Raw genomic sequence first — 20,960 nt, 5'->3', positions numbered from 1 at the left:
CATGGCGATGACCACACAGGCACTCACGCGGCAGGCGGTGCGCAGACGCGGGGGAAGTCGATGGCGGCGGCCCGCCGTCATCGCCTCCTTCATCTTCCTCGGCATCGTCGTCCTCATGGCGGTCTTCGCGCCGCTGCTGACGATGATCAGCGGCTCGGGCCCGTACGAGTTCCATGAGGACAAGATCGATCCCATCCGAGGGGGCCTGCCCATCGGCCCCTTCGGGGGGATGAGCGCCGAACACTGGTTCGGCGTCGAGCCGCTCAACGGCCGGGACATCTTCGCCCGCATCGTCTACGGCGCGCAGGTGTCGTTGACGATCGCGGTGAGCGCGGCAGCCGTCACCACGGTGCTCGGCGTCGTGTTCGGCGTGCTCGCCGGGTTCTTCGGCGGCATCGTCGACCAGATCGTGTCGAGGGTCATGGACTTCCTGATGGCCTTCCCGGCGCTGATCTTCATGATCGCGATCCTCTCGGCGCTGCCGCAGGGCAACCGGCCCATGCTGCTGGTGGTCGTGCTGGCGTTGTTCGGCTGGCCCGCGACGGCGCGCGTCGTGCGGGGGCAGACGATGTCGATCGCCCAGCGCGAGTTCGTCGAGGCGGCGCGGGCCTCGGGGGCGAGCCGGATCGCCATCGTGTTCAAGGAGGTCCTGCCGAACCTGGTGGGGACGATCACGGTGATGGCGACGCTGTCGGTGCCGACGTTCATCGCCACCGAGGCGGGGCTGTCGTTCCTCGGTGTCGGCGTGCGGCCGCCGACGGCGTCCTGGGGGCAGATGATCTCCTCGGCTGTCCCCTGGTACGCCTCCGACCCCATGTTCTTCATGATCCCCGGCCTGTTCCTCACCCTGACCGTGCTCTCGTTCATGGTGATCGGTGACACGCTCCAGGCGACTCTGCAGAGGAGGACGCAGCACTGATGCCCCTCTACATCGCCCGACGGCTCATGAGCGCCGTGCTCGTCCTGCTCGCCGTCGTCTTCTTCACCTTCGTCGTGTTCTTCGTCCTCACACCCGACCCCGCGCTGAGCATCTGCGGGCAGACGTGCACCCCCGAACGCATCGAGGACATCCGCACCAGGCTCGGGCTGGAGGATCCGTTCTGGGTCCAGTTCTGGGTGTTCCTGGCCGGGATCTTCGTCGGCCGCACCTACGGCGAGGGCCCCACCGCGATCGTCTGCGAGGCGCCGTGTCTGGGGTACAGCTTCCAGACCCGCCAGTCGGTCATGACCATGATCGGCGACCGCATCGACGTCACCGTCACCATCGCGGTGGGCGCGGCGCTGCTGTGGCTGCTCGTCGGCGTCGGCGCGGGCCTGATCGCCGCCGTCAAGGCGGGGACGTGGTGGGATCGCGGGGCCACCGGCCTCGCGCTCGGCGGGATCGCCCTGCCGAACTACTTCGTCGCGCTCATCCTGCAGTGGCTGCTCGTCGTCCAGCTCGAGGTGCTGCCGTTCCCGACGGTCGTCGCCTTCGGCGAGGATCCGCTGCGGTGGTTCCAGACCTACCTCATGCCGTGGATCGTGCTCTCCATCATGTACGCCGCCATGTACACGCGGATGACCCGGGCGAACGTGATCGAGACCCTGTCGGAGAACTACGTCCGCACGGCGCGCGCCAAGGGCCTGCCCAAGGGACAGCTGTTGACGCGCCACGCGTTGCGGCCGTCGTTGACACCGGTGGCCACCCTGTTCGGGATGGACTTCGCGGCGTTGCTGGGCGGGGCGCTCATCACGGAGACGGTGTTCGGCCTCAACGGCGTCGGCAAGCTCGCCTACGACGCCATCGGCACCAACGACCAGCCCGTGATCATGGGCGTCACCCTCCTCGCGGGTGCCGCGGTGGTGCTGATGAACATCGTCGTCGACCTCCTCTATCCCCTGCTGGACCCGCGTGTCAGGAAGGGAACCCGATGAACGCCGCACCGACCGGCCAGGACGACGAGCTGCTGCGCGTCACCGGACTGCGCGTCGCCTTCGGTCCCGATCCCGAGGACGCGGTCGTTGACGACCTGTCGTTCTCCCTCCGCTCGGGGCGCACCCTCGGCGTCGTCGGCGAGTCCGGCTCCGGCAAGTCCATGACCTCGTTGGCGATCATGGGACTGCTTCCGCCCGAGGCGCGCACCTCGGGCTCCGTCCGCTTCGGCGATCAGGAGCTGCTGGAACGCTCCGCCAGGGAGATGCGGGCGATCAGGGGCGAGCGGATCGCGATGATCTTCCAAGACCCGTTGTCCTCGCTCAATCCCTACTACACCGTCGGCTTCCAGATCGCCGAGGCCTTCCGCGCTCATCGGCGGGCCACCTCGGCACAGGCGAAGAAGATCGCGATCGAGGCGATGGAACGGGTGAGCATCAAGGAGCCGCAGCGGCGGTTCGACCACTATCCCCACCAGTTCTCCGGCGGGATGCGCCAACGGATCATGATCGCGATGGCGCTGGTCTGCGAGCCCGAGATCATCATCGCCGATGAGCCGACCACCGCGCTGGACGTGACGGTGCAGGCGCAGATCCTGACGCTGCTCACCGAACTACAGCGCGACACCGGGGTCGGGATGCTCTTCATCACCCACGATCTCGCCGTGGTGAGCGAGGTCGCGCACGACGTGCTCGTGCTGCGCAACGGCCGCCAGATGGAGGCGGGCACCGCCGAGCAGGTGTTCTCCCGGCCCGGCCACGCCTACACCCGGCAGCTGCTCGACGCGACGCCGCGTATCGACGAGGTCGAGGAGGCCGGGGCATGAACACGCCGATCCTCGCGGGGCGCAACCTCGTCCGCGAGTACGCGACCGGGGGCCGACGCGGCCCGGCCTTCCGGGCGGTCGACGACGTCACCCTCGAAGTCGGCGCGTCGGAGACACTGGCCGTCGTCGGCGAGTCGGGCAGCGGGAAGTCCTCGACGGCCCGGCTGCTGGCCCGCCTCGACGAACCGACCTCGGGGACGATCGAACTGGACGGCGAGGACGTGACCTCGGCGCCCCCGGCCCGGCTGCGGACCTTCCGCCGCACGGTGCAGGTGGTGTTCCAGGACCCCTACTCCTCGCTGAATCCGCGACACGACGTCGAGAAGATCATCACGGCGCCGCTGCGCTATCAGGGCCTCTCACCGCGCAAGGGCGGAACGCAGATCTGCAAGGAGCTGATGGAGCGGGTCGGGCTGAACCCCGACCACTCGACCAGGTATCCGCATCAGTTCTCCGGTGGTCAGGCACAGCGCATCGGGATCGCCCGTGCGCTGGCGGTCAATCCGAAGGTGGTGATCTGCGACGAGGCGGTCTCCGCGTTGGACGTGTCGGTGCAGGCGCAGGTGATCGACCTGCTGCGGGACCTGCAACGCGACCTCGGGCTCAGCTACGTCTTCATCGCCCACGACCTCGCGGTCGTGCGGCGGCTCGCCGACCGCGTCGCGGTGATGAGCGGCGGGCGAGTGGTCGAGCAGGGCAGTCGTGATCAGGTCTTCGACGCGCCGCGCGAGGAGTACACGCGGGCGCTGCTGGCGGCCGTGCCGAGGATCAACCCCGAGTGGGAGAGACGGAGAAGAGAGTGGACGCCACCAGAAGGGCAGGACTGACATGACGGCGGCCGAGACGTTCCGGACGATCAGCGAACAGGAGTGGGAGTGGCGGCTCGGCGAGCTGGGCCGTCAGCACTACGGCTCCGCGCTCGGCGTCGACGCCTTCCTGCCGGACGAGAGCCCCGAGGCGCACGAGCGTCGTGCCGGGCACTGGCGTGACGTGCTCGCCCGGGTACGCGCCCTCGACACGGACGCACTCGACGCGTCGACGCGGGTGGACCTCGCGGTGTACGTGCAGCAGGTGGAGACGCTCGTCTCGGGTGTCGAGCACCGACAGTTCGAGCGGCCCGCCAACGCCGACACGGCGTTCTGGACGACGCACGCCGATCGGGCGAACGGCACGCTGCGCGACGCCGGGGAGGCCGAGGCGTTCGTGACGCAGCTCGCCGACCTGCCCCGCTGGTTCGCCCAGCACATCCAGAACATGCGCGCCGGGCTGGCCCGAGGCTTCGGGCCCGCCCGGGTGTCGATGGCGGGCCGGGCCGACCCGGTGCGGTCCGTCGCGGCGGCGGCCTCGGCGGAGCAGACCCGCTACGCCGCACCCTTCTTATCGGCCCGCGAGGCCGGGATCGTCGACGAGGCGCTGCTCGCCCGCGCCCTCGAGGTGATCGGTTCGTCGGTGATCCCCGCGCACGTCGAGCTGCTGCGGTTCCTCGAGGAGGAGTACTTCCCCGGCCTGCCCGAGGAGATCGCGGCGACGGCGGGCCCCGGCGGCCTGGACTATTACCTGGCCCAGCTCGCCGAGTACAACACGACGAAGCTGAGCCCGGAGGAGATCTTCGCGCTCGGGGAGAAGAGCGTGGCCGCCATCCGCGAGGAGATGGTTGCGGTCGCCGAGGAGGCGGGCTTCGACGGCGACGTGCCTCGGATGCTGGAGTTCATGCGCACCGATCCCCGGTTCTACGCCACCACCGCGGAGGACCTGCTCAAGGAGGCAGCCTGGCACGCCAAGCGCTTCGACGGGGTCGTCCACGAGTACTTCGGTCGCGTGCCTCTGCGGCGCTTCGGCATCATCGAGCCGCCGCCGGAACTCGCGCCCTACTACACGTTCGGGCGCGGCGGGATCGACCGCTACACGCTGAACACCTACAACCTGCCCGCCCGGCCCCTGTACTCGCTCTGCGCGCTCACCCTGCACGAGGCCGCGCCGGGGCACTGCTTCCAGATCGCTCTGGCCAGCGAGCTGGCGGATCTGCCCGCCTTCCGGCGCCACGTCTACATCTCCGCCTACGGGGAGGGCTGGGCGCTCTACACCGAGCGGCTGGGCGTCGAGATGGGGATGTACCGCGATCCCTTCGAGACGATGGGCATGCTGAGCTTCCAGATGTGGCGGGCGGTGCGGCTGGTCGTCGATCCCGGCATGCACGCGTTCGGCTGGAGCCGCGAGCGGGCACAGGACTACCTGCGGAGCAACACCGCCATCGCCGAGCACGAGATCGTCACCGAGATCGACCGGTACATCGCGTGGCCGGGCCAGGCCACCGCCTATTTCATCGGGCAGTCGACGGTGATGCGACTGCGTCGCCTCGCCGAGGACACGCTGGGGTCGGACTTCGACATCCGTTGGTTCCACGACGCCGTGCTCGGGCTCGGCAGCGTGCCGCTGGCCGTGCTGGCGGACGAGATCGAACGGGCGATCCGAGTCAGGGCCGCCGACCACGAGGGAGAGGAACGCGCGTGACGAACGCGAGGAGCACGGCGACCGGGACGATCACGGTCGTCGACGCCCGGATCTTCGACGGCGAACGCATCCTGGAGGATGCGACCGAGATCGCGGTGGTCGACGGCGTCATCGCCGAGGTGGGCCGGGATCTTCCCCGCACCGGCGAGGTCTTCGACGCGGGCGGCCGGACGGTCACCCCCGGACTCATCGACGCCCACTTCCACGCCTACGGGACCAGCATCGACGTCATGACGATCGAGTCGTCGCCGCTGAGCTACGTCTCGCTGGTCGGCGCCGACCGCCTGCACCGAGCGCTGGATCGGGGCTTCACCACCGTGCGCGACGTCGCAGGGGGAGACGCAGGCCTGGCCAAGGCGATCGACGCCGGCTACGTGCGGGCGCCGAGGTACCTCTACACGGGACCCGCGCTGAGCCAGACCGGCGGACACGGCGACCCCCGGCAGGGCGACCTCGACCACTGCGCCGCGCACGCCCATCTCTCCGAGGTGGTGGACGGTCCGGACTCCGTGCGGCGGGCCGTGCGGGAGCGGTTCCGCACCGGGGCGCACGCGATCAAGATCATGGCCTCCGGCGGCGTCGTCTCGCCGACGGACCCGATCCAGTTCCTTCAGTACCACGCGGACGAGGTGCGCGCGGCCACCGACGAGGCGGCCCGGCGCGGCAGCTACGTCGCCGCGCACGCCTACCCGCCCGAGGCGATCATCCACGCGGTCGAGAACGGCGTGCGCACCATCGAGCACGGCAACCTGATGGACGAACGCGCCGCGGCGATCTCGGCCGAACACGGTGCCTACCTGATCCCGACCCTGGTCGCCTACGACGCGATGGAACGCCGAGGAGTGTCGATCGGCCTCTCGGCGACCGGGCAGGCCAAGAACCGACAGGTGCTCGCCGCAGGCAAGGAGGCGATCCGGATCGCGCGCGACGCCGGGGTGCCCGTGGGCTTCGGCTCCGACCTGATGGGCGAGCTGGAGGATGACCAGCTCCTCGGCCTCCGGCTCCAGATCGACGTCGACGGCGTCCTGGAGACCCTGCGGGCCGCCACGGCCGTGAACGCTCGCGCCATTCAACGCTCCGACCTCGGGATGATCGCCCAGGGCCGGTCGGGTGATCTCGTCGTCTTCGGCGGCGACCCGCTCACCGACGCGTCGCTGCTGTGGGACGAGGCCAAGCCGCGCGCGGTGATCCAGCGCGGAGTTCTACGCTGAGCGACCGACCATCACCACCAGGCCTGCAGGTCGACGGCGTGAGCGAAAGAGGATGAGGAACCTGTCCGGCTCGAAGATCCAGCGGCAGCTGAGCCTGCGTGCTCAGGTCGAGGAGGCGCTGTCCTCGGCCATCGTGTCGGGGGAGCTCGCCCCCGGCTCCCTCCTGACGGTGCCGACGTTGGCGGCGCAGTACGAGATGTCGGCGACGCCGGTGCGGGAGGCCATGCTCGATCTGGAGAAGCGCGGCTTCGTGACTCCGGTGCGCAACAAGGGGTTCCGGGTCACGACGGTGAGCGAGGAGATCCTCGATCAACTCCTCGACGTCCGGCAGCGGCTCGAGCCCTCGGCGATGCGGGACCTGGCCGCCAGCGGCATCCCGGTCGACATGGCCCGATTCAGGGCACTCGCCGACGCCATCGTCACCGGCGCCACGACGAGTGATCTGCACGCCTATCTCCAGGCGGACCGGGAGTTCCATCTGGCGCTCACGGAACTGCTGGCCAATCCGCTGTTGACGCAGATCATCGCCGATCTGCGGTCGCGGACCCGGCTGGTCGGGCTGGTGACGATGCTCGAATCACGCCAGCTCGACCAGTCGGCCTCCGAGCATCATCTGCTGCTCGACCGGATCGAGGCGGGCGACGCGGAGGGTGCCAAGGCCCTGATGCACCAGCATCTCGGCCACATCAGCGGTTGGTGGGCCGGTCGTTCGGAGACGACCGCGTCCTGAGGCGGCGCGGCGGGCGACGTCGGGACGCGGGCGGCTTGTGGCGTTCGGCGAGCCGGGGTCGGCGAGCTGCGAGGTTCGGCGATTCGTGAGGCAGAGCACTCTCATTCGGCCGCGATATGTGACATATTACTAGCGGAAGGAGGGTGGATGACCGAGATCATCGTGATCGGCGCGGGCATCGTCGGTGCCGCCTGCGCCCGGACACTGGCCCGGCGCGGCCACCGGGTCCTCGTCGTCGACCGAGGCCCGACGATGACCGGCACGAGCGCCTCCTGCGAGGGCAACCTCCTCGTCTCCGACAAGGGGCCCGGTGCCGAACTGGAGCTGGCCCTCGCGGCGAACGCCTGCTGGCCGGACGTCGTCGCCGAACTCGCCGACGAACTCGGCGAGTCCTTCCCCGCCGTCGAGTTCGAGAAGAAGGGCGGACTCGTCGTGGCCACGACGGAGGCCGGCGCCCAGCCCCTGATCGACTTCGCCGCCGAGCAGCGTGCCGCCGGAGTGGACGCCCGCGTCGTGACCGCCCAGGAGGCCCACGAGCTCGAACCGGATCTCACCCCCGACCTCACCGCCGCCGTGTACTACCCGCAGGACTGCCAGGTCCAGCCCGTCGCGGCAGGCGAGGCGCTGCTGGCCTCCGCGCGCCGGGCAGGCGCCGAGGTGCGCACCGGCGTCGAGGTCCTGGGCGGCATCGTCCGCGACGACCGGCTCGTCGGCATCACCACCACCCGCGGCGACCTCACCGCAGACGCCGTCGTCCTCGCGGCGGGCCCCTGGTCCGGCGAGGTGTCGGAGCGGATCGGGGCACCGGTGCTGGTCCGCCCCCGGCGGGGGATGGTCCTGGTCACCACCCGGATGCCGCACCGGATCTTCCACAAGGTCTACGACGGCGACTACGTCGGTGCGACCCAGTCCGCCGACGCCGCCCTGCAGACCTCCAGCGTCGTCGAGTCCACTGCGGCCGGGACCGTCCTCATCGGATCGAGCCGCGAGCAGGTCGGCTTCGACCCGAGCATCCGCGTCGAGGTGCTCCGCGAGATCGCCCGCAAGGCCGTCGCCCTGTTCCCCTTCCTCGCCGCCGCCCCGGTGATGCGGGCCTACGGCGGGTTCCGGCCCTACCTCGACGATCACCTGCCGCTCATCGGGCAGGACCCCCGGCTGCGCGGCCTCTGGCACGCCAGCGGGCACGAGGGCGCGGGCATCGGGCTGTCCGTCGTCACCGCCCAGCTTCTGGCCGCCGACCTGCTCGGCGGGCCCGCTCCCGTGGACCCGACGCCGTTCCGTCCGAGCGGACGCCCGCTCGCCGTCCCCGACCCGAAGGCAGGCGCCGCATGAGCCCGCGACCCGAAGGCAGGCGCCGGACGGGCCCGACCATGGTTCCGTCGTCCGTCGACGTCGTCGGACGCGCCGACGAGGTCGACATCGTCATCGAGGTGGACGGCGAGCCCGTCCCCGGCGTGCGCGGCCAGACGCTCGCGGGCGTGCTGCTCGCCGCAGGCCGGGACTCCTGGCGGACGACCAGCCGATCTCGCAGGCCCAGGGGGGTGTTCTGCGGGATCGGCGTGTGCTTCGACTGCGTCGTCACGGTCAACGGCGAGCGCGACGTGCGCGCCTGTCAGCGCCGCGCCTGCCACGGCGACACCGTGACCCTGCAGGCGGACGAGCTGCCGGGGGCCGGGTCATGACCGTCGTGATCATCGGCGCCGGACCTGCCGGTATCGCCGCCGCCCGCGCCGCCCGCGACGCGGGAGCCGCCGTCGTGCTCCTCGACGCCGCCGACGGCCTGGGCGGTCAGTACTGGCGCCACCTGCCCCCGGACCGACCGGCCCGTCGGCAGCGGCGGCTGCACCACGGCTGGTCGCGGTTCACCGCGCTGCGCGATCGTCTCAGCGCCGACGCGGGCTGCGAGATCATCACTGGGGCGCAGGTCTGGGCGATCGATCGGCAGGACGGGCGGCCGCGAGTGCACGTCCTGGCCGGGCCGCCGGACGGGCGGGCCAGGACGCCGCGCACGCTGCTGCCCGACGCCCTCGTCCTCGCCACCGGCGCCCACGACCGGACCCTCCCGTTCCCCGGCTGGGACCTGCCGGGCGTCTACTCCGCCGGGGCGGCGCAGGCACTCGCGAAGGGGGAGCGGGTCACGGTCGGCGGGCGTGTCCTGGTGGCGGGCGCCGGACCGTTCCTCCTGCCGGTCGCCGCCGCCCTGACCCACACCGACGCCCGCGTCGTCGGCATCCACGAGGCGGCCCGCCTGCCCGCCCTCGTCCGGAACTGGACCGCCCGGCCGTGGGAGCTGTTCTCCGCCCTGGGCAAAGGCGGCGAGCTGGGCGGTTACCTGCTCAGCCAGCTGAGACACCGCATCCCGTACGTCACCGGCTCCGCCGTGGTCGCCGCCCACGGCGGCGAGCGGGTCGAGTCGGTCACCGTCGCGCGACTGGACTCGACGTGGGCGCCGCTGCCGGGCACCGAGCGGCGCATCGAGGTGGACGCCGTCTGCGTCAGCCACGGCTTCACCCCGAGGCTCGAACTGGCCATCGCGGCAGGCTGCCGGATCGGGCCCGACCGCTTCGTCGTCACGGATCAGGACGGCCGCACCAGCGTTGAGGACGTCTTCGCCGCAGGGGAGATCACCGGCATCGGCGGTGCGCAGGCGGCCGAGACCGAGGGGGCGCTGGCCGGACTGGCCGCCGCGGGCGCCGCCGACGAACGACGGACCGCCCGGCTCCGCCGCAGGCGCGTGAGCACCACCCGCTTCGCGGCACGGATCGAAGGAGCGCACGGCATCCGACCGGGCTGGACCGCCTGGCTGGACGGCGACACCGTGCTGTGCCGGTGCGAAGAGGTCACCCACGGCGAACTCGTCGACACCGTCACGGCGACCCGGTCCAGGGGACTGCGCTCCACCAAGCTCACCAGCCGCGCAGGGCTCGGCATCTGCCAGGCCCGGATGTGCGGCAGGAACGTCGAGGAGATCCTCGGGCAGACCACGCCCGACGGAGTCATCGCCGACGCCTCCACCGACCGGCGGCCCATTGCGGCGCCGATCAGTCTCGCGGAACTGGCGGCGCTCCCGGCCGCCCCGACTGCACAGGAAGGACACACCCCATGACCGGCACGAAGTTCGACCTCGGCGGCGTCATCGTCGCCACCACGCTTCCCTTCAAGGAGGACCCGAACGCTCCTGCGGGCCTCGCCGTCGACTTCGACCGCTTCGCCGCGCACTGCGACTGGCTGATGAACAACGGCTGCCGAGGCGTCGGCCCGAACGGATCCCTCGGCGAGTACTCCTCCCTCACCGACGAGGAGCGCCGCAAGGTGATCCAGGTCGCGGTGGAGACCGTCGGCGATCGGGGTCTCGTCGTCGCGGGCGTGCACGGCGTGGGCTGGCACCAGGCCAAGCACTGGGCCGAACTCGCCGCCGAGGACGGTGCGGCGGGCGTGTTACTGCTCCCGCCGACGATCTTCCGCGCGAACGAGGGCGAGATCATCGAGCACTACGAGAAGGTGAACGAGGTGGGCCTGCCGATCATGGCCTACAACAATCCCTTCGACACGAAGGTCGACCTCACGCCCGATCTGCTCGCCAAGATCGACGGACTCGACAACCTCGTCGCCGTCAAGGAGTTCTCCGGGGACGTGCGCCGCGTCCTGGAGATCCTCGACAAGACGAGCCTGCAGGTCATCGCGGGGGCGGACGACCTGCTGTTCGAGTCGCTGGTGGCGGGGGCGACCGGCTGGTTCGCCGGCTACCCGAACGCCTTCCCACGAGAGGCCGTCGAGCTGTACCGGCTGGTCATGGCGGGCAAGGTCTTCGAGGCCCGCGACCTGTACCGCAACATGGTCCCGGTGTTCGCCTGGGACTCCAAGACCGAGTTCGTCCAGGCCATCAAGCTGTCGATCGACGTGATCGGCGAGAGCTACGGCGGCGTGACCCGTCCGCCGCGCGGTCCGCTGTCCGAGACGGCGGCGGCGGCCGTCCGGCGGGACACCGAACGGGCCCTGGCCTACACGAAGAACCGCTGAGCCGCAGGCGATCGGGAGGGCGACAAGCCGTGCGATCCATCAGGACCGTCAGCGCGGTCGACTCACACACCGAGGGGATGCCGACGCGCGTCGTCACCGGCGGCGTCGGTGTCATCCCCGGTGCCACCATGAACGAGCGTCGGCTGCACGCGATCGAGCACCTCGACGAGCTGCGCACGTTCCTCGTGACCGAGCCTCGGGGCCATGCCGCGATGAGCGGGGCGATCCTGCAGCCGAGCACCCGGCCGGACTGCGACTGGGGCGTGCTGTTCATCGAGGTCTCCGGCTTCCTGCCGATGTGCGGCCACGGGACGATCGGGGTCGCCTCGGTGCTCGTCGAGACCGGGATGGTCGAGGTGCACGAACCGGAGACCGTCATCCGGCTGGACACCCCGGCCGGGGTGGTCGTCGCCAGGGTGGCCGTCGCCGACGGCCACGCCGAGTCGGTGACGATCGAGAACGTCCCGAGCTTCGTGGACCGCCTGGACAAGGTCGTGGCCGTGCCCGGACTCGGGGACGTGCCCTACAGCCTGGCCTTCGGCGGCAACTACTACGCCATGGTCGAACTCGACGACGTGGGCCTGCCCTTCGACCGGTCGCGAGCCGATGACGTCCTGCGGGCCGGACTGGACATCATGGCCGCCATCAACGCCACGGCACCGCCGCGACACCCGAGCATCGACGGGGTGGACCACTGCCATCACGTCGAATTCGTCGCCCCGGGCTCTGACGCGCGGCTGTCGCGGCACGCGATGGCCATCCACCCCGGCTGGTTCGACCGCTCGCCGTGCGGCACGGGCACCAGCGCCCGCATGGCCGAGCTGTGGGCTCGGGGCGAGCTGCCGTTGGACACGGACTTCGTGAACGAGTCGTTCATCGGCAGCCGCTTCGTGGGCAGGCTCGTGCGGGAGACCGACGTGGCAGGCATTCCCGCCGTGATCCCGACGATCACCGGGCGGGCCTGGGTGACGGGAATGGGGCAGTACCTGCTGGACCCGACGGACCCGTTCCCGGCGGGGTTCTCGTTCTGAGTCGGTGACGGGAGGCTGTCGGGCGGACACCCGCCCCGGCGACGACGCCGGGGCGGGTCGCACCGAAGGCGCCCGCCGACGCACCGATCCGAATTCGGCGATCAGCTCGACGGCACGGCCGAGGCGACCGGTGACTCAGGCTCGAGATGCGGGGCGGCCGCGTATCCCGGGCCGACGGCAGCGCCGCCGGACCATAGTGGACGGCCGGCTGCCGGTCCAGATCCAGCGGCCCCTTTCCCGTCCCGCTATCACTGCGCGCACTGTTCGATGGCCTTCACTCGATCGGCGGTAGAGCAGGCTTCGGCGGGAAGATACTTTCGTCGTCATGTACCTCGGGTCGGCGAATTGTGGTCGTCGTTGGCGAACCGGCATCGTCTCGTCGAGCACTGCCTCTCCTGATTCGAATCCGACACCGGATGGTCGTCGGGAGGAATCGACCGAGATTCCCGTGGTCGAGTCCTGATCGGTATTCTTTCGCGCACTGAAGAAGGCTGAGTACGAAGCCTTCCCGGTGGGGCGTCTCTCTTTTCCGTGATGTGGACGGCCTTCGCCCGAACCTGTCGACGGCGACGGGAGCCGACCCGGGTCCCGCATGAGGTCGACCGGACTGATCCAGCTGGTCACGACCCCTTCTCGTGGACGGCGTGACCCGGCGTGCTCCTGTTCGCCTGTTCGCGATCGCCGGTGCGGGCGGCAACAAAAGTCAACAGGTGAGAAGTCACGTGACGAATGGATGGCTCCAGTGACGGTACCGCAGGAATCCGGACAGGTGACCGTAGTCGCAGGGGAGGAGCACTCGGCACTGATCGACGAGAAGCGGGTCCGCTCTCGACGGAATGCCCTCGTGCTTGCGGACACCCTCTCGATCGACGAGTGGAAGCAGGTCGGGCAGCGGATCGCCGCGGTGTCGGAGTCCTCGGTCTGGTGGCTCGGTGATTGGCTGCTCTTCGGCCAGGCGAGATATCCGGATCGCTACCACCGGGCGATCAACGAGACCCGACTGGATTACCAGACGTTACGCAATTACGCCTGGGTTGCGGGCAAGTTCCCGCCTGCTCGGCGCTACCTCGGCCTGAGCTTCCAGCACCATGCCGAGGTGGCGGCGCTGCCCCCGGAGGAGCAGGAGCGCTGGCTGTCCCGCGCGCAGCGCCACTCCTGGTCGAGGAATCAGTTGCGGAATCGAGCCCGTGCCGCGCGGAATGCCGAGCGTGAGGTGACGAGACCCCAGACGATGCATGTGGAGATGCGCATCGACGGTCGTCGACACGAGGCCTGGGAGGCGGCGGCCAGTCGCTCTCGACGCAACCTGGTGGACTGGATGACCAGCGTGCTCGACCAGGTGGCCGGAGCGGGTGAGGTCGCGGACTCGACCCCGGTGGACATCGTGGTTCCCCGGCAGGACACCGACACGCTGTCGCGCCGCGACGGGTGAGCCGTCGGACCGGGCTCGCCCCGGCGGCGAACCCCGGACGTCGCCCCGGACGCGGCATCGCGCGGCATAGCCTGCGCACACCGGCTTCGTCACGTGTTCGGCGAATCAGGTCCCGCACCGGCTGGTCGGCGGCCACCGAGGACGACCAGCCCCGGATCGACGCGGTCACCGCGTCGATCTCGGGTGTGAGTCGACGGTCCGGCCGAGGGACTCGGTCCGGCGGCGGATCGCGGCCACGACCGCCGAGGCGGCCGGCCGATGCGACTCGATCACGAAGCTCGGGTCACGTCCACTGGTGCGGCGGCCTATGCACAGTCGGCGCGGCGTTGCGGTGCCGAACGGACGGTCATGGTTCGGCTGATGCGGTGGGCGCTCGGGTGCCGACAGTCGAGTGACCCCGCAGACCAGGATGCCCACTGGTTTCTGCCTGCCGTCGCCGTGCTTCCGAGGACGAGCAGAGCCGGGCAGAGCCAGCTCAGCTCAGCTCGAGCGAGCCGGTCCGACTCCGGACGTAGTCGGCCAACACCGTCAGATCGTCCACCAGACGGGGGGAGAGGTCCGCGTCCTCGATCTCGATGTCGAACTCCTCTTCCACGCTGAGCAGGAGACTCAGACAGGCACCGGAGTCGAGGCCGAGCGTGTCCAACAGTCCGGTACTGGGGATGTCGGCCGGCTCGATGCGCGGCTGCCGCGCATCCGCGATCACCTGGCGCAGCCTCGTCTCGATCAGGTCCATGGCGCTCTTCTCTCCTCGACTGATCATGGTCGTCTCCCGGCGGCGGTGTCCCGGCGTGGTCCGGGTCGGTCCGACCACCGGTTCGGTCATCCCGGTGCCACGGCGATCACGAAGGCCCCCGCCGAGGCCCCCGTCGAGGGATGACGGACGCTGACCTCGGCCCCCTCCGCGCGCAGCGCGGCCAGCAGCGGGGCGAGCTGCGGCCAGGAGAATCCGCGTCGTACCAGCCAGTCCAGGCCCTCGCCGCGTGCGGGCCCGCCCGATTCGGGCAGGAACCGATCGTCGACGAGGAGCACACCGCCGGGCCGCAGGCGCTGGAACAGCCGGAGCGGCTCGTCGCCGGGTCGGGGACCGTGCACGGCGTCGCTGATGACGCACAGGTCCAGGTCGGGTTCGTCCGGGGCGGGCGCGGCGTAGGTCACCCGTCCGGCGGCCTCGGTGCGCAGCGAGACGGCCGGCTCGGCGGTGGTACCGACCTGCACCAGGTGACCCCGCGCGGCGGTGTCTCGCCGCAGCAGGGCGGCCAGATAGCGGCCGTCCCCCGTGGTCACCTCCAGCACTCGGGCGCCCGACGGCGGATCGAGCAGCCGCAGCCCCTCGACGGTCCTCGTGGCGAGTGCGGGCGGTGTCGGGTCGCGTGGTGGGTCGGCGGCGGTGTCCGGCGAACCGGCGGCCGGTGTCGAGCTGCCCGCTCCGGCTCGCACGACGTCCACGACGGCGTCCCGTGCCAGCCGGGACGTTCGTGCCTCGGCGTCGATGAGCTGTAGATCCAGGGCGACGCCGTCGGCGACGAGACGCCCTGAGCCGCCGGGGACGAGCAGCCCGAGGCCCGCCGCCGTGTCCAGGAGGAACTCCAACTCGACGGGAGCCACCCCGGCGCGCCGGGCGATCTCCTCGGTGTTGAGCGATCCGGTCAGCAGCTCCGTCAGACCCAGATCCCGTAGGGCGAAGAGCGTCGCCGAGACTCGATGGGCCCTCGCGGCCTCGCTGAGCACGGCCGATTCCGCCCACCGATACCGAGGCTTCGCCACCACCTTCCCCGACGCGCCGCGCGCGAGCCGGTGGACCACGCGGACCTCATTGGGGAGCTTGTAGGCGGCCAGCCGCTCGCGCGCGAAAGACATCAGGTCAGCGGGTCCGGGCGGTGCCGCCGCGTCGCCTTCGCCTGCGCTCCCCGCCTCGATCTCGACCAGGAGCCCGTCCTCGCCTGCCGTCGCCGACCGGATCGCCGTCACCCGGGCCTCCCGGACTCCGGGATGCTCCCGGAACACCGACTCCACCTCCGAGGGGGCGATCCAGCGATCACCTCGGCGCACCGCGTTCGCCTGCCTGCCCAGCACCGTGAGCCGGCCCTGCTCGTCCTGGAACACCAGGTCTCCGGTCGCCTGCCAGGACTCGCCGGTGCCGGTTCGCACCTCCAGGAGGCCCTCGCCGCCCGCACCGATCGGGCGGCCTGCCTCGTCCAGGACGCGATGGTCGACTCCCGGCAGCGGTCTGCCGACGCAGAGCGCGGGCACGTCGGGCCCCGCCGCGCAGACGGCTCCCGTCTCGGTCGACCCGTAGACACGGGACAACCCGATCCCATAGGCCTGCCGGAACTCGGTCGCCAACGGCTCGTCGACGGCTCCGGCACCCACGACCACCGTCCGCAACGGTGCGGGGCCGCCTGCATCGGCTCGCCGCCGACGGCGGTGCAGCAGCAGCCGCGTCAGCGAGGGCACGAGCGCCGCCACCGTCGCCTCGGTTCGGAGGCCGTTCTCCAGTTCGCCCAGGGCACCCGGGGCGGGCAGTCGGGTGTCGGTTCCGGCAAGCAGTGCGCAGGACAGCCAGCTCAGCGCGTAGGCGTGCGGCAGCGGCAGCGGAATCCACAACACGTCGTCCCGACCGACCCGGAAGTGCCGCCGGTAGTGTGCCGCCTCGACCAGCAGCGACCGCTGGCTGCGGACGACGGCCTTGGGCACACCGGTGGAACCCGAGGTCATGATGACGACCGACGGCTCACTGGGAACGACCCGCTCGACGCCCGAGGCAGGCGGCGTCGCGTCGGCCGACACCTGGCGAAGCCGCCCCTGCGCGGGATCGATGCCGGTCGCCAGCAGATCACCGCCTGCCACGGTGAGCAGTCGGTGCCATTCCGGCTCGGGAGAGTCCGCCGCAAGGAGCAGGGGATGGGCGCCCGCCTCGAGCAGACCGAGCAGGGCCGCCACCCACTCGACTCCGTTCGCCATGCGCAGCCCCACGAGGCGGCCGGCGACGTCACACGCGGCGAATCGGCGGGCCGCGAGGTCTGCCAGGTCGCGCACCTGCGCGGCGGTTCTGCCGTCGAACAGGGGCACGTCCGAGGGATGCGCGTCCAGGCAGCTCCGCAGCGTCCTGGGCTGCTCGGTCGTCGACGACCGAGCCTGCCTGCTTCGGTCGGGGTGCAGATCAGTCATCGAGCGCCACCCGCCCGGTCTCGCTCTCGATCCGCCGGGCCAGTGACGCGACAGTCGGGGCATCGAACAGCGCCCGGAGGGAACAGCGGACGTCGAGGCTCTGGTTGATGCGGAAGACGAGGCGGGTCGCGCCGAGCGAATGCCCGCCCAACGCGAAGAACTCGTCGTCGACCCCGGCGGGAGCGACGCCGAGCACCTCCGTGAACAGCTCGTACAGCGTCTTCTCCAGTTCCGACGTCGGTGGACGTGCCCGTGTCGGGCCCACGCCGGGGTCGGTGATCTCGGTGCTCTCGGGAAGCGCCTGCTGATCGAGCTTTCCCCGCGAGGTGATCGGCAGGGCGTCGAGCTCGGCGAACAGGGACGGCACCAGTTGCGCAGGCAGGGTCTGCGTGAGCCTGCTGCGGAGCCCGGCCACGCCTGCGGCATCCCCGTTCCGGACGACGAAGGCGACCAGCACCGGATCACCGTGGACATCCGTCCTGGTCACGACGCCGACCTCGCGGACGTCGGGATCGCGGAGCACGGCGTGTTCGACCGCGCCCAGCTCCACTCGGACGCCGCGAATCTTCACCTGGTCGTCGAGCCTGCGCAGGAATCGCAGTCTGCCGGACACGGTCCAGGAGACGAGATCGCCGGTGCGGAACATGCGTGATCCCGGCGAGCCGAAGGGGTCGGGCAGGAACCGGCTCGCGGTCAACCTGCCGTCCCCCTGATAGCCGCGCGCGACGCCGGGGCCCGCCAGGTACAGCTCGCCGATCGAGCCGGGGCCGAGCCGTCGTTGCCGTGCGTCGAGCACATAGGCGCGGACATCGATTCCCGGTCGCCCGAGAGTGACCGCCTCGTCGTCCGTCGATCTCGCGGTGAGCGGGTCCACCGTGCACTCGGTGGGTCCGTAGAAGTTGAAACCGGTCACCCCGGTGGTGCTCCGCAGCAGCGCCCAGAGCTCCTCGTCGAGCGGTTCGCCGCCGAGGGCGACGAGACTCGGCCGGGGGAGATGCTCGTCGAGAACCCCCGCTGAGAGGAGTCTGCGGAAGTAGGACGGTGTCGTCTCGAGGAGATCACAGCGTTCGCGACGCAGGGCCTCGACGAGCGCCGCCGGGTCGCGTCGCGTCTTCTCGTCCACCAGGAACAGCTCCTGACCGGTGAACATCAGCAGCAGCGGGTCCCAGGCGGCATCGAAGACGAAGGGCGCCACGTGGGCAGCCCGTAACCGACGGCCGGACGCGCGTGCCCAGGGGTCGACGATCTCGGTGCGGTGCCGCTCGGCGAGCCGGACGAGGCCCGCATGGGCGAGCACCACCGATCTCGGCGTTCCGGTCGAGCCCGAGGTGGTGATCACATACGCGGCGTGCGCGCCCGACAGCGCCATTCCCCGGTCCTCGTCCGTCGGCTCGGCGGTCGAGCACGCCGACACCCGGTCGGTCGTCTTCGGACAGTCCAGGTCCACCACCGGTATCGAGAACTCGTCGACGTCCACCAGCGCGCGTCTGCTGATCATCAGCGTGCCGCCCGCCGCCGCCAGTGCCGAGGCGAGATGGGACGTCGGGTCCTGCGGGTCCAGCGGCAGGAGGGCACAGCCCGCTTTGAGTACCGCCAGTACGGCCACGACGTACTCGACCGAGCGGGACAACGCGATGCCGACGACCTCCTCGCGGCCGTGGCCGCTGCCGAGCAGCTGGTGTGCCAACCGGTTCGACCGGATGGACAGCTCGGCATAGGTCAGCGTGGTCTCGGCGTCGCGCACCGCGGGCAGGTTCGGCAGTCGGGCCACGCTGTCGGCCAGCAGACTCAGCACCGTCGCCGGTGTCCCGGCCGCCGAGACCGGCCCGATCAGCGCGGCGAGATCCGCCTCGGTGGCGGCGTGGATCTCGCCGAGAGGCCGATCCGGCTCGGCGACGGCGGCGGTCAGCAGTCCCAGGAGTCGGTCGCGGTGGGCGTCGGCGTCCTCGGCGTCATGGCAGGTCGGGTCGAGATCGACCGCCAGTCGCAGGCCATGGGCATCGGAGTGGATGGAGACGGCCAGGTCGTCGACCGGCCCGTTGGCCAGCGGATCGAGTTCGGCGCGGTGCGGCCCGAACTCGACGGTGTCGGCGAACGGCAGGAAGTTGACCAGGGCCCCGCTGGACCGGCCTCCCGGACGATCGGAGCCGATGTCGAGGTCTCGGCGCAGCTCCTCGATGCCGTAACGCTGATGTCGCAGCGCTCGGAGGAGTTCGGCTGCGGTCCGCTCGACGAGGACGGCGAAGCACTCGTCGCCGGTGACGGTGAGCCGGAGGGAGACCACGGTCGCCGCCATTCCGGGCACCAGCCGGGTCCTCGCGTCGGTCCGGCCGGTCATCGGCAGCCGCAGGACGACGTCGTCGGTGCCAGTCGCCCGGCCGATATAGACGGCCACGGCTGCGGTCAGCACGGCGGAGCGGTTGGCGGCCACTCGTCGGCGCAGGGCGCGCTCCGCCGCCTCGTACTCCGAGGGCGGGCGCCCGATGCTGCGGTGGGGCCGGCCGCCCGTCGTGGGGGACGTGGTCGACGGCGCTGCGGGCGCCGGGGTCGCCATGGCGCCTGCCCCCGCCGAGATCGGGGTGGGCCCGGGATGGTCTGCCAGCAGGGTCGTCCAGTACCGCCGATCTCGGTCGTGGTCCCGCGAGGCGTGGTAGTCGACCTCGGCCTCCCGCAGCACGCGTTCGCTGGGGAACTCCTCGGCGGCGGGCACCTCACCCGCGCGCAGGGCGGCATACACCGTACCGAGCCGCGCCCGAAGGATCTCGTAGCCGGTGGCGTCCAAGGCGATGTGGTGCACGCGCTGGTACCAGACGGTCAGGTCGGGGGACAGCGTCAGCAGCAGTTGCGCGAACAGCGGGCCGTGTTCCAGGTCGACCACCGTGTCGAGGTCTGCGCGCATCAGCCGTTCCGCCGCCGCGCGCGGCGCGACGTCCCCGCTCACGTCGACGCGACGCAGCTCCCACCTGCCGGGAGCGCGCCGGATTCGCCTCGGCCCGTCCTGCCGTGGGACGAAGCGGGCATGCAGCGCGTCGGCGTCGTCGACCACGATCCGCAGCGCGGCCTCGAAGGCGACGTGATCCAGTTCTCCGTGAATGTACAGTGCGGTGGCGACATTCCAGGACGGACTGTTCGGCTCGAGTTGCTGGCGGTGCCAGACTCCTTGTTGGACTTTCGTCAGGAATTCTTCCGAATCCTGCACCTCGACTGCGGCCAGGGTGACCTCTCCCGAACTCATTGCGTCAGTCCGTCGATCACGAAGAATCTCATCTCGGATACCTCGGCATACTCGGTCGACAGCGTGGAACGAGCTAGATCGTACCCAGCCAATGGTCGGATGACGGCCTGCAATCTGCGGCGAATACTGTGTTCTCGACGCCCGATTCGTCCGGTCGATGCCGTCCCGCTCGCGAGACGCTGTCGGGCACGGTGTGCGAGCACGGATCGGGCCGCCTGCTGGTTCGACGTGACGAGCACGGCGGGGTCGACGCAGGTCGTGCCGGGTTGAAAACCGGGGCTGCGGAGTGCGGCTCTCGGCAGGCCTGCCTCTCGCCCGGCCGGTTCGACCCGGCGGCGCGCCGCCGTTCTCGGCCGACGGCAGGCGCGCTGTCCGGCCGCGCCCGCTCGATGACGTCGAGACACCGCTCGTCGTTTCCGTGCACTGCGATGTCCTGCCGACCAGCGGGCGGCGCGCGCACAGCCGACCAGCGGGAATACCGTTACTCGGCATTGACGGCGACCTGGTGGCCTGGCAGTGGGAACTCGGCCGTCAGACCCGCTGCGCGCCTCCGTCGATCGGAGATCCGATGCCGATGGCGCCGATGATTCCTCGGCCGAATGGATTATCCGCGCCACCCGAACGGACCGTTGCCGATATCGATCGAGTGTCGGCTGCCGACGTCGTCCATAGGTGATGTCGTCCAGCGTGCTGCCTTGCGACTGCTCGCACCGTCCGGACAATGCCCGATTATCACCGCTGGTGCCGAAAGCCGATTCGGACGGTGCAGATCAGACTGGCCCGGTCCCGCCGGCGAGACACCGCCGCCACCCGCCGGCTCGGGATCGGGTGCCGCCCGTCGACGTCCCTGCTCCTCCCACGTCCGAGGTACCGCAGGCGAC

16 protein-coding genes are annotated in these 20,960 nt (G+C 70.8%); 13 read left to right on the top strand and 3 right to left on the bottom strand.

All coding sequences use genetic code 11. The features are described from left to right. The first annotated feature begins 1 nt into the window (after position 1). The 13 genes from UA75_RS17570 to UA75_RS17510 all read left to right on the top strand — a co-directional run bounded on the left by UA75_RS17570 (position 2) and on the right by UA75_RS17510 (position 13,673). Positions 2-919 carry an ABC transporter permease gene (locus UA75_RS17570; protein ID WP_198042752.1) on the top strand — a complete coding sequence of 306 codons (918 nt, stop codon included), beginning with the start codon at positions 2-4 and terminating at the stop codon, positions 917-919. Further along, positions 919-1,914 carry an ABC transporter permease gene (locus UA75_RS17565; protein ID WP_075741165.1) on the top strand — a complete coding sequence of 332 codons (996 nt, stop codon included), beginning with the start codon at positions 919-921 and terminating at the stop codon, positions 1,912-1,914. The genes UA75_RS17570 and UA75_RS17565 overlap by 1 nt, the downstream gene beginning before the upstream one ends. Beyond that, on the top strand, positions 1,911-2,738 hold the full coding sequence (locus UA75_RS17560; protein ID WP_075741164.1) for an ABC transporter ATP-binding protein: 828 nt from the start codon (positions 1,911-1,913) through the stop codon (positions 2,736-2,738). Before UA75_RS17565 ends, UA75_RS17560 begins: the two co-directional genes overlap by 4 nt. Beyond that, a complete protein-coding gene (locus UA75_RS17555; protein WP_075741163.1) occupies positions 2,735-3,565 on the top strand; it encodes an ATP-binding cassette domain-containing protein in 831 nt (276 codons plus the stop codon). Before UA75_RS17560 ends, UA75_RS17555 begins: the two co-directional genes overlap by 4 nt. A gap of 1 nt (position 3,566) precedes the next feature. Beyond that, complete coding sequence (locus UA75_RS17550) at positions 3,567-5,249, top strand: DUF885 domain-containing protein (protein WP_075741162.1); 1,683 nt, start codon at positions 3,567-3,569, stop codon at positions 5,247-5,249. Next, a complete protein-coding gene (locus UA75_RS17545; protein WP_075741161.1) occupies positions 5,246-6,460 on the top strand; it encodes a metal-dependent hydrolase family protein in 1,215 nt (404 codons plus the stop codon). Before UA75_RS17550 ends, UA75_RS17545 begins: the two co-directional genes overlap by 4 nt. Positions 6,461-6,512: 52 nt before the next feature. After that, positions 6,513-7,190: a GntR family transcriptional regulator gene (locus UA75_RS17540; protein ID WP_075741160.1), complete on the top strand. Its 678-nt coding sequence runs from the start codon at positions 6,513-6,515 to the stop codon at positions 7,188-7,190. A 147-nt stretch (positions 7,191-7,337) separates the two neighbouring features. Continuing rightward, positions 7,338-8,522, top strand: coding sequence for an NAD(P)/FAD-dependent oxidoreductase (locus UA75_RS17535; RefSeq protein ID WP_075741159.1), 1,185 nt, complete (start codon positions 7,338-7,340; stop codon positions 8,520-8,522). A 38-nt stretch (positions 8,523-8,560) separates the two neighbouring features. Further along, on the top strand, positions 8,561-8,872 hold the full coding sequence (locus UA75_RS33035) for a (2Fe-2S)-binding protein (RefSeq protein WP_075741158.1): 312 nt from the start codon (positions 8,561-8,563) through the stop codon (positions 8,870-8,872). Next, the gene (locus UA75_RS17525; RefSeq protein ID WP_075741157.1) at positions 8,869-10,296 is read left to right on the top strand and encodes an FAD-dependent oxidoreductase; all 1,428 of its coding nucleotides are present in this window, start codon (positions 8,869-8,871) and stop codon (positions 10,294-10,296) included. The genes UA75_RS33035 and UA75_RS17525 overlap by 4 nt, the downstream gene beginning before the upstream one ends. After that, the gene (locus UA75_RS17520; protein ID WP_075741156.1) at positions 10,293-11,210 is read left to right on the top strand and encodes a dihydrodipicolinate synthase family protein; all 918 of its coding nucleotides are present in this window, start codon (positions 10,293-10,295) and stop codon (positions 11,208-11,210) included. Before UA75_RS17525 ends, UA75_RS17520 begins: the two co-directional genes overlap by 4 nt. Before the next feature lie 29 nt (positions 11,211-11,239). After that, positions 11,240-12,241: a proline racemase family protein gene (locus tag UA75_RS17515; RefSeq protein ID WP_075741155.1), complete on the top strand. Its 1,002-nt coding sequence runs from the start codon at positions 11,240-11,242 to the stop codon at positions 12,239-12,241. A gap of 769 nt (positions 12,242-13,010) precedes the next feature. Continuing rightward, positions 13,011-13,673 carry an LmbU family transcriptional regulator gene (locus UA75_RS17510; protein WP_232251086.1) on the top strand — a complete coding sequence of 221 codons (663 nt, stop codon included), beginning with the start codon at positions 13,011-13,013 and terminating at the stop codon, positions 13,671-13,673. Positions 13,674-14,148: 475 nt separating this feature from the next. Here UA75_RS17510 and UA75_RS17505 read toward each other — a convergent pair whose 3' ends face one another. Genes UA75_RS17505 through UA75_RS17495 form a run of 3 tightly spaced genes read right to left on the bottom strand, consistent with a single transcriptional unit; the run spans position 14,149 to position 20,079 of the window. Next, complete coding sequence (locus UA75_RS17505) at positions 14,149-14,436, bottom strand: phosphopantetheine-binding protein (RefSeq protein WP_198044166.1); 288 nt, start codon at positions 14,434-14,436, stop codon at positions 14,149-14,151. A 59-nt stretch (positions 14,437-14,495) separates the two neighbouring features. After that, positions 14,496-16,844, bottom strand: a complete 2,349-nt coding sequence (locus tag UA75_RS17500; protein WP_075741153.1) for an AMP-binding protein — start codon at positions 16,842-16,844, stop codon at positions 14,496-14,498. Next, on the bottom strand, positions 16,837-20,079 hold the full coding sequence (locus UA75_RS17495; protein WP_075741152.1) for a non-ribosomal peptide synthetase: 3,243 nt from the start codon (positions 20,077-20,079) through the stop codon (positions 16,837-16,839). Before UA75_RS17495 ends, UA75_RS17500 begins: the two co-directional genes overlap by 8 nt. Positions 20,080-20,960 lie beyond the last annotated feature (881 nt).

It is taken from the genome of Actinoalloteichus sp. GBA129-24 (assembly GCF_001941645.1).
Classification (GTDB): Bacteria; Actinomycetota; Actinomycetes; order Mycobacteriales; family Pseudonocardiaceae; genus Actinoalloteichus_A; species Actinoalloteichus_A fjordicus.
The sequence above is the reverse complement of the archived record's forward strand: the minus strand, read 5'-3'. Positions and strand labels throughout refer to the sequence as shown.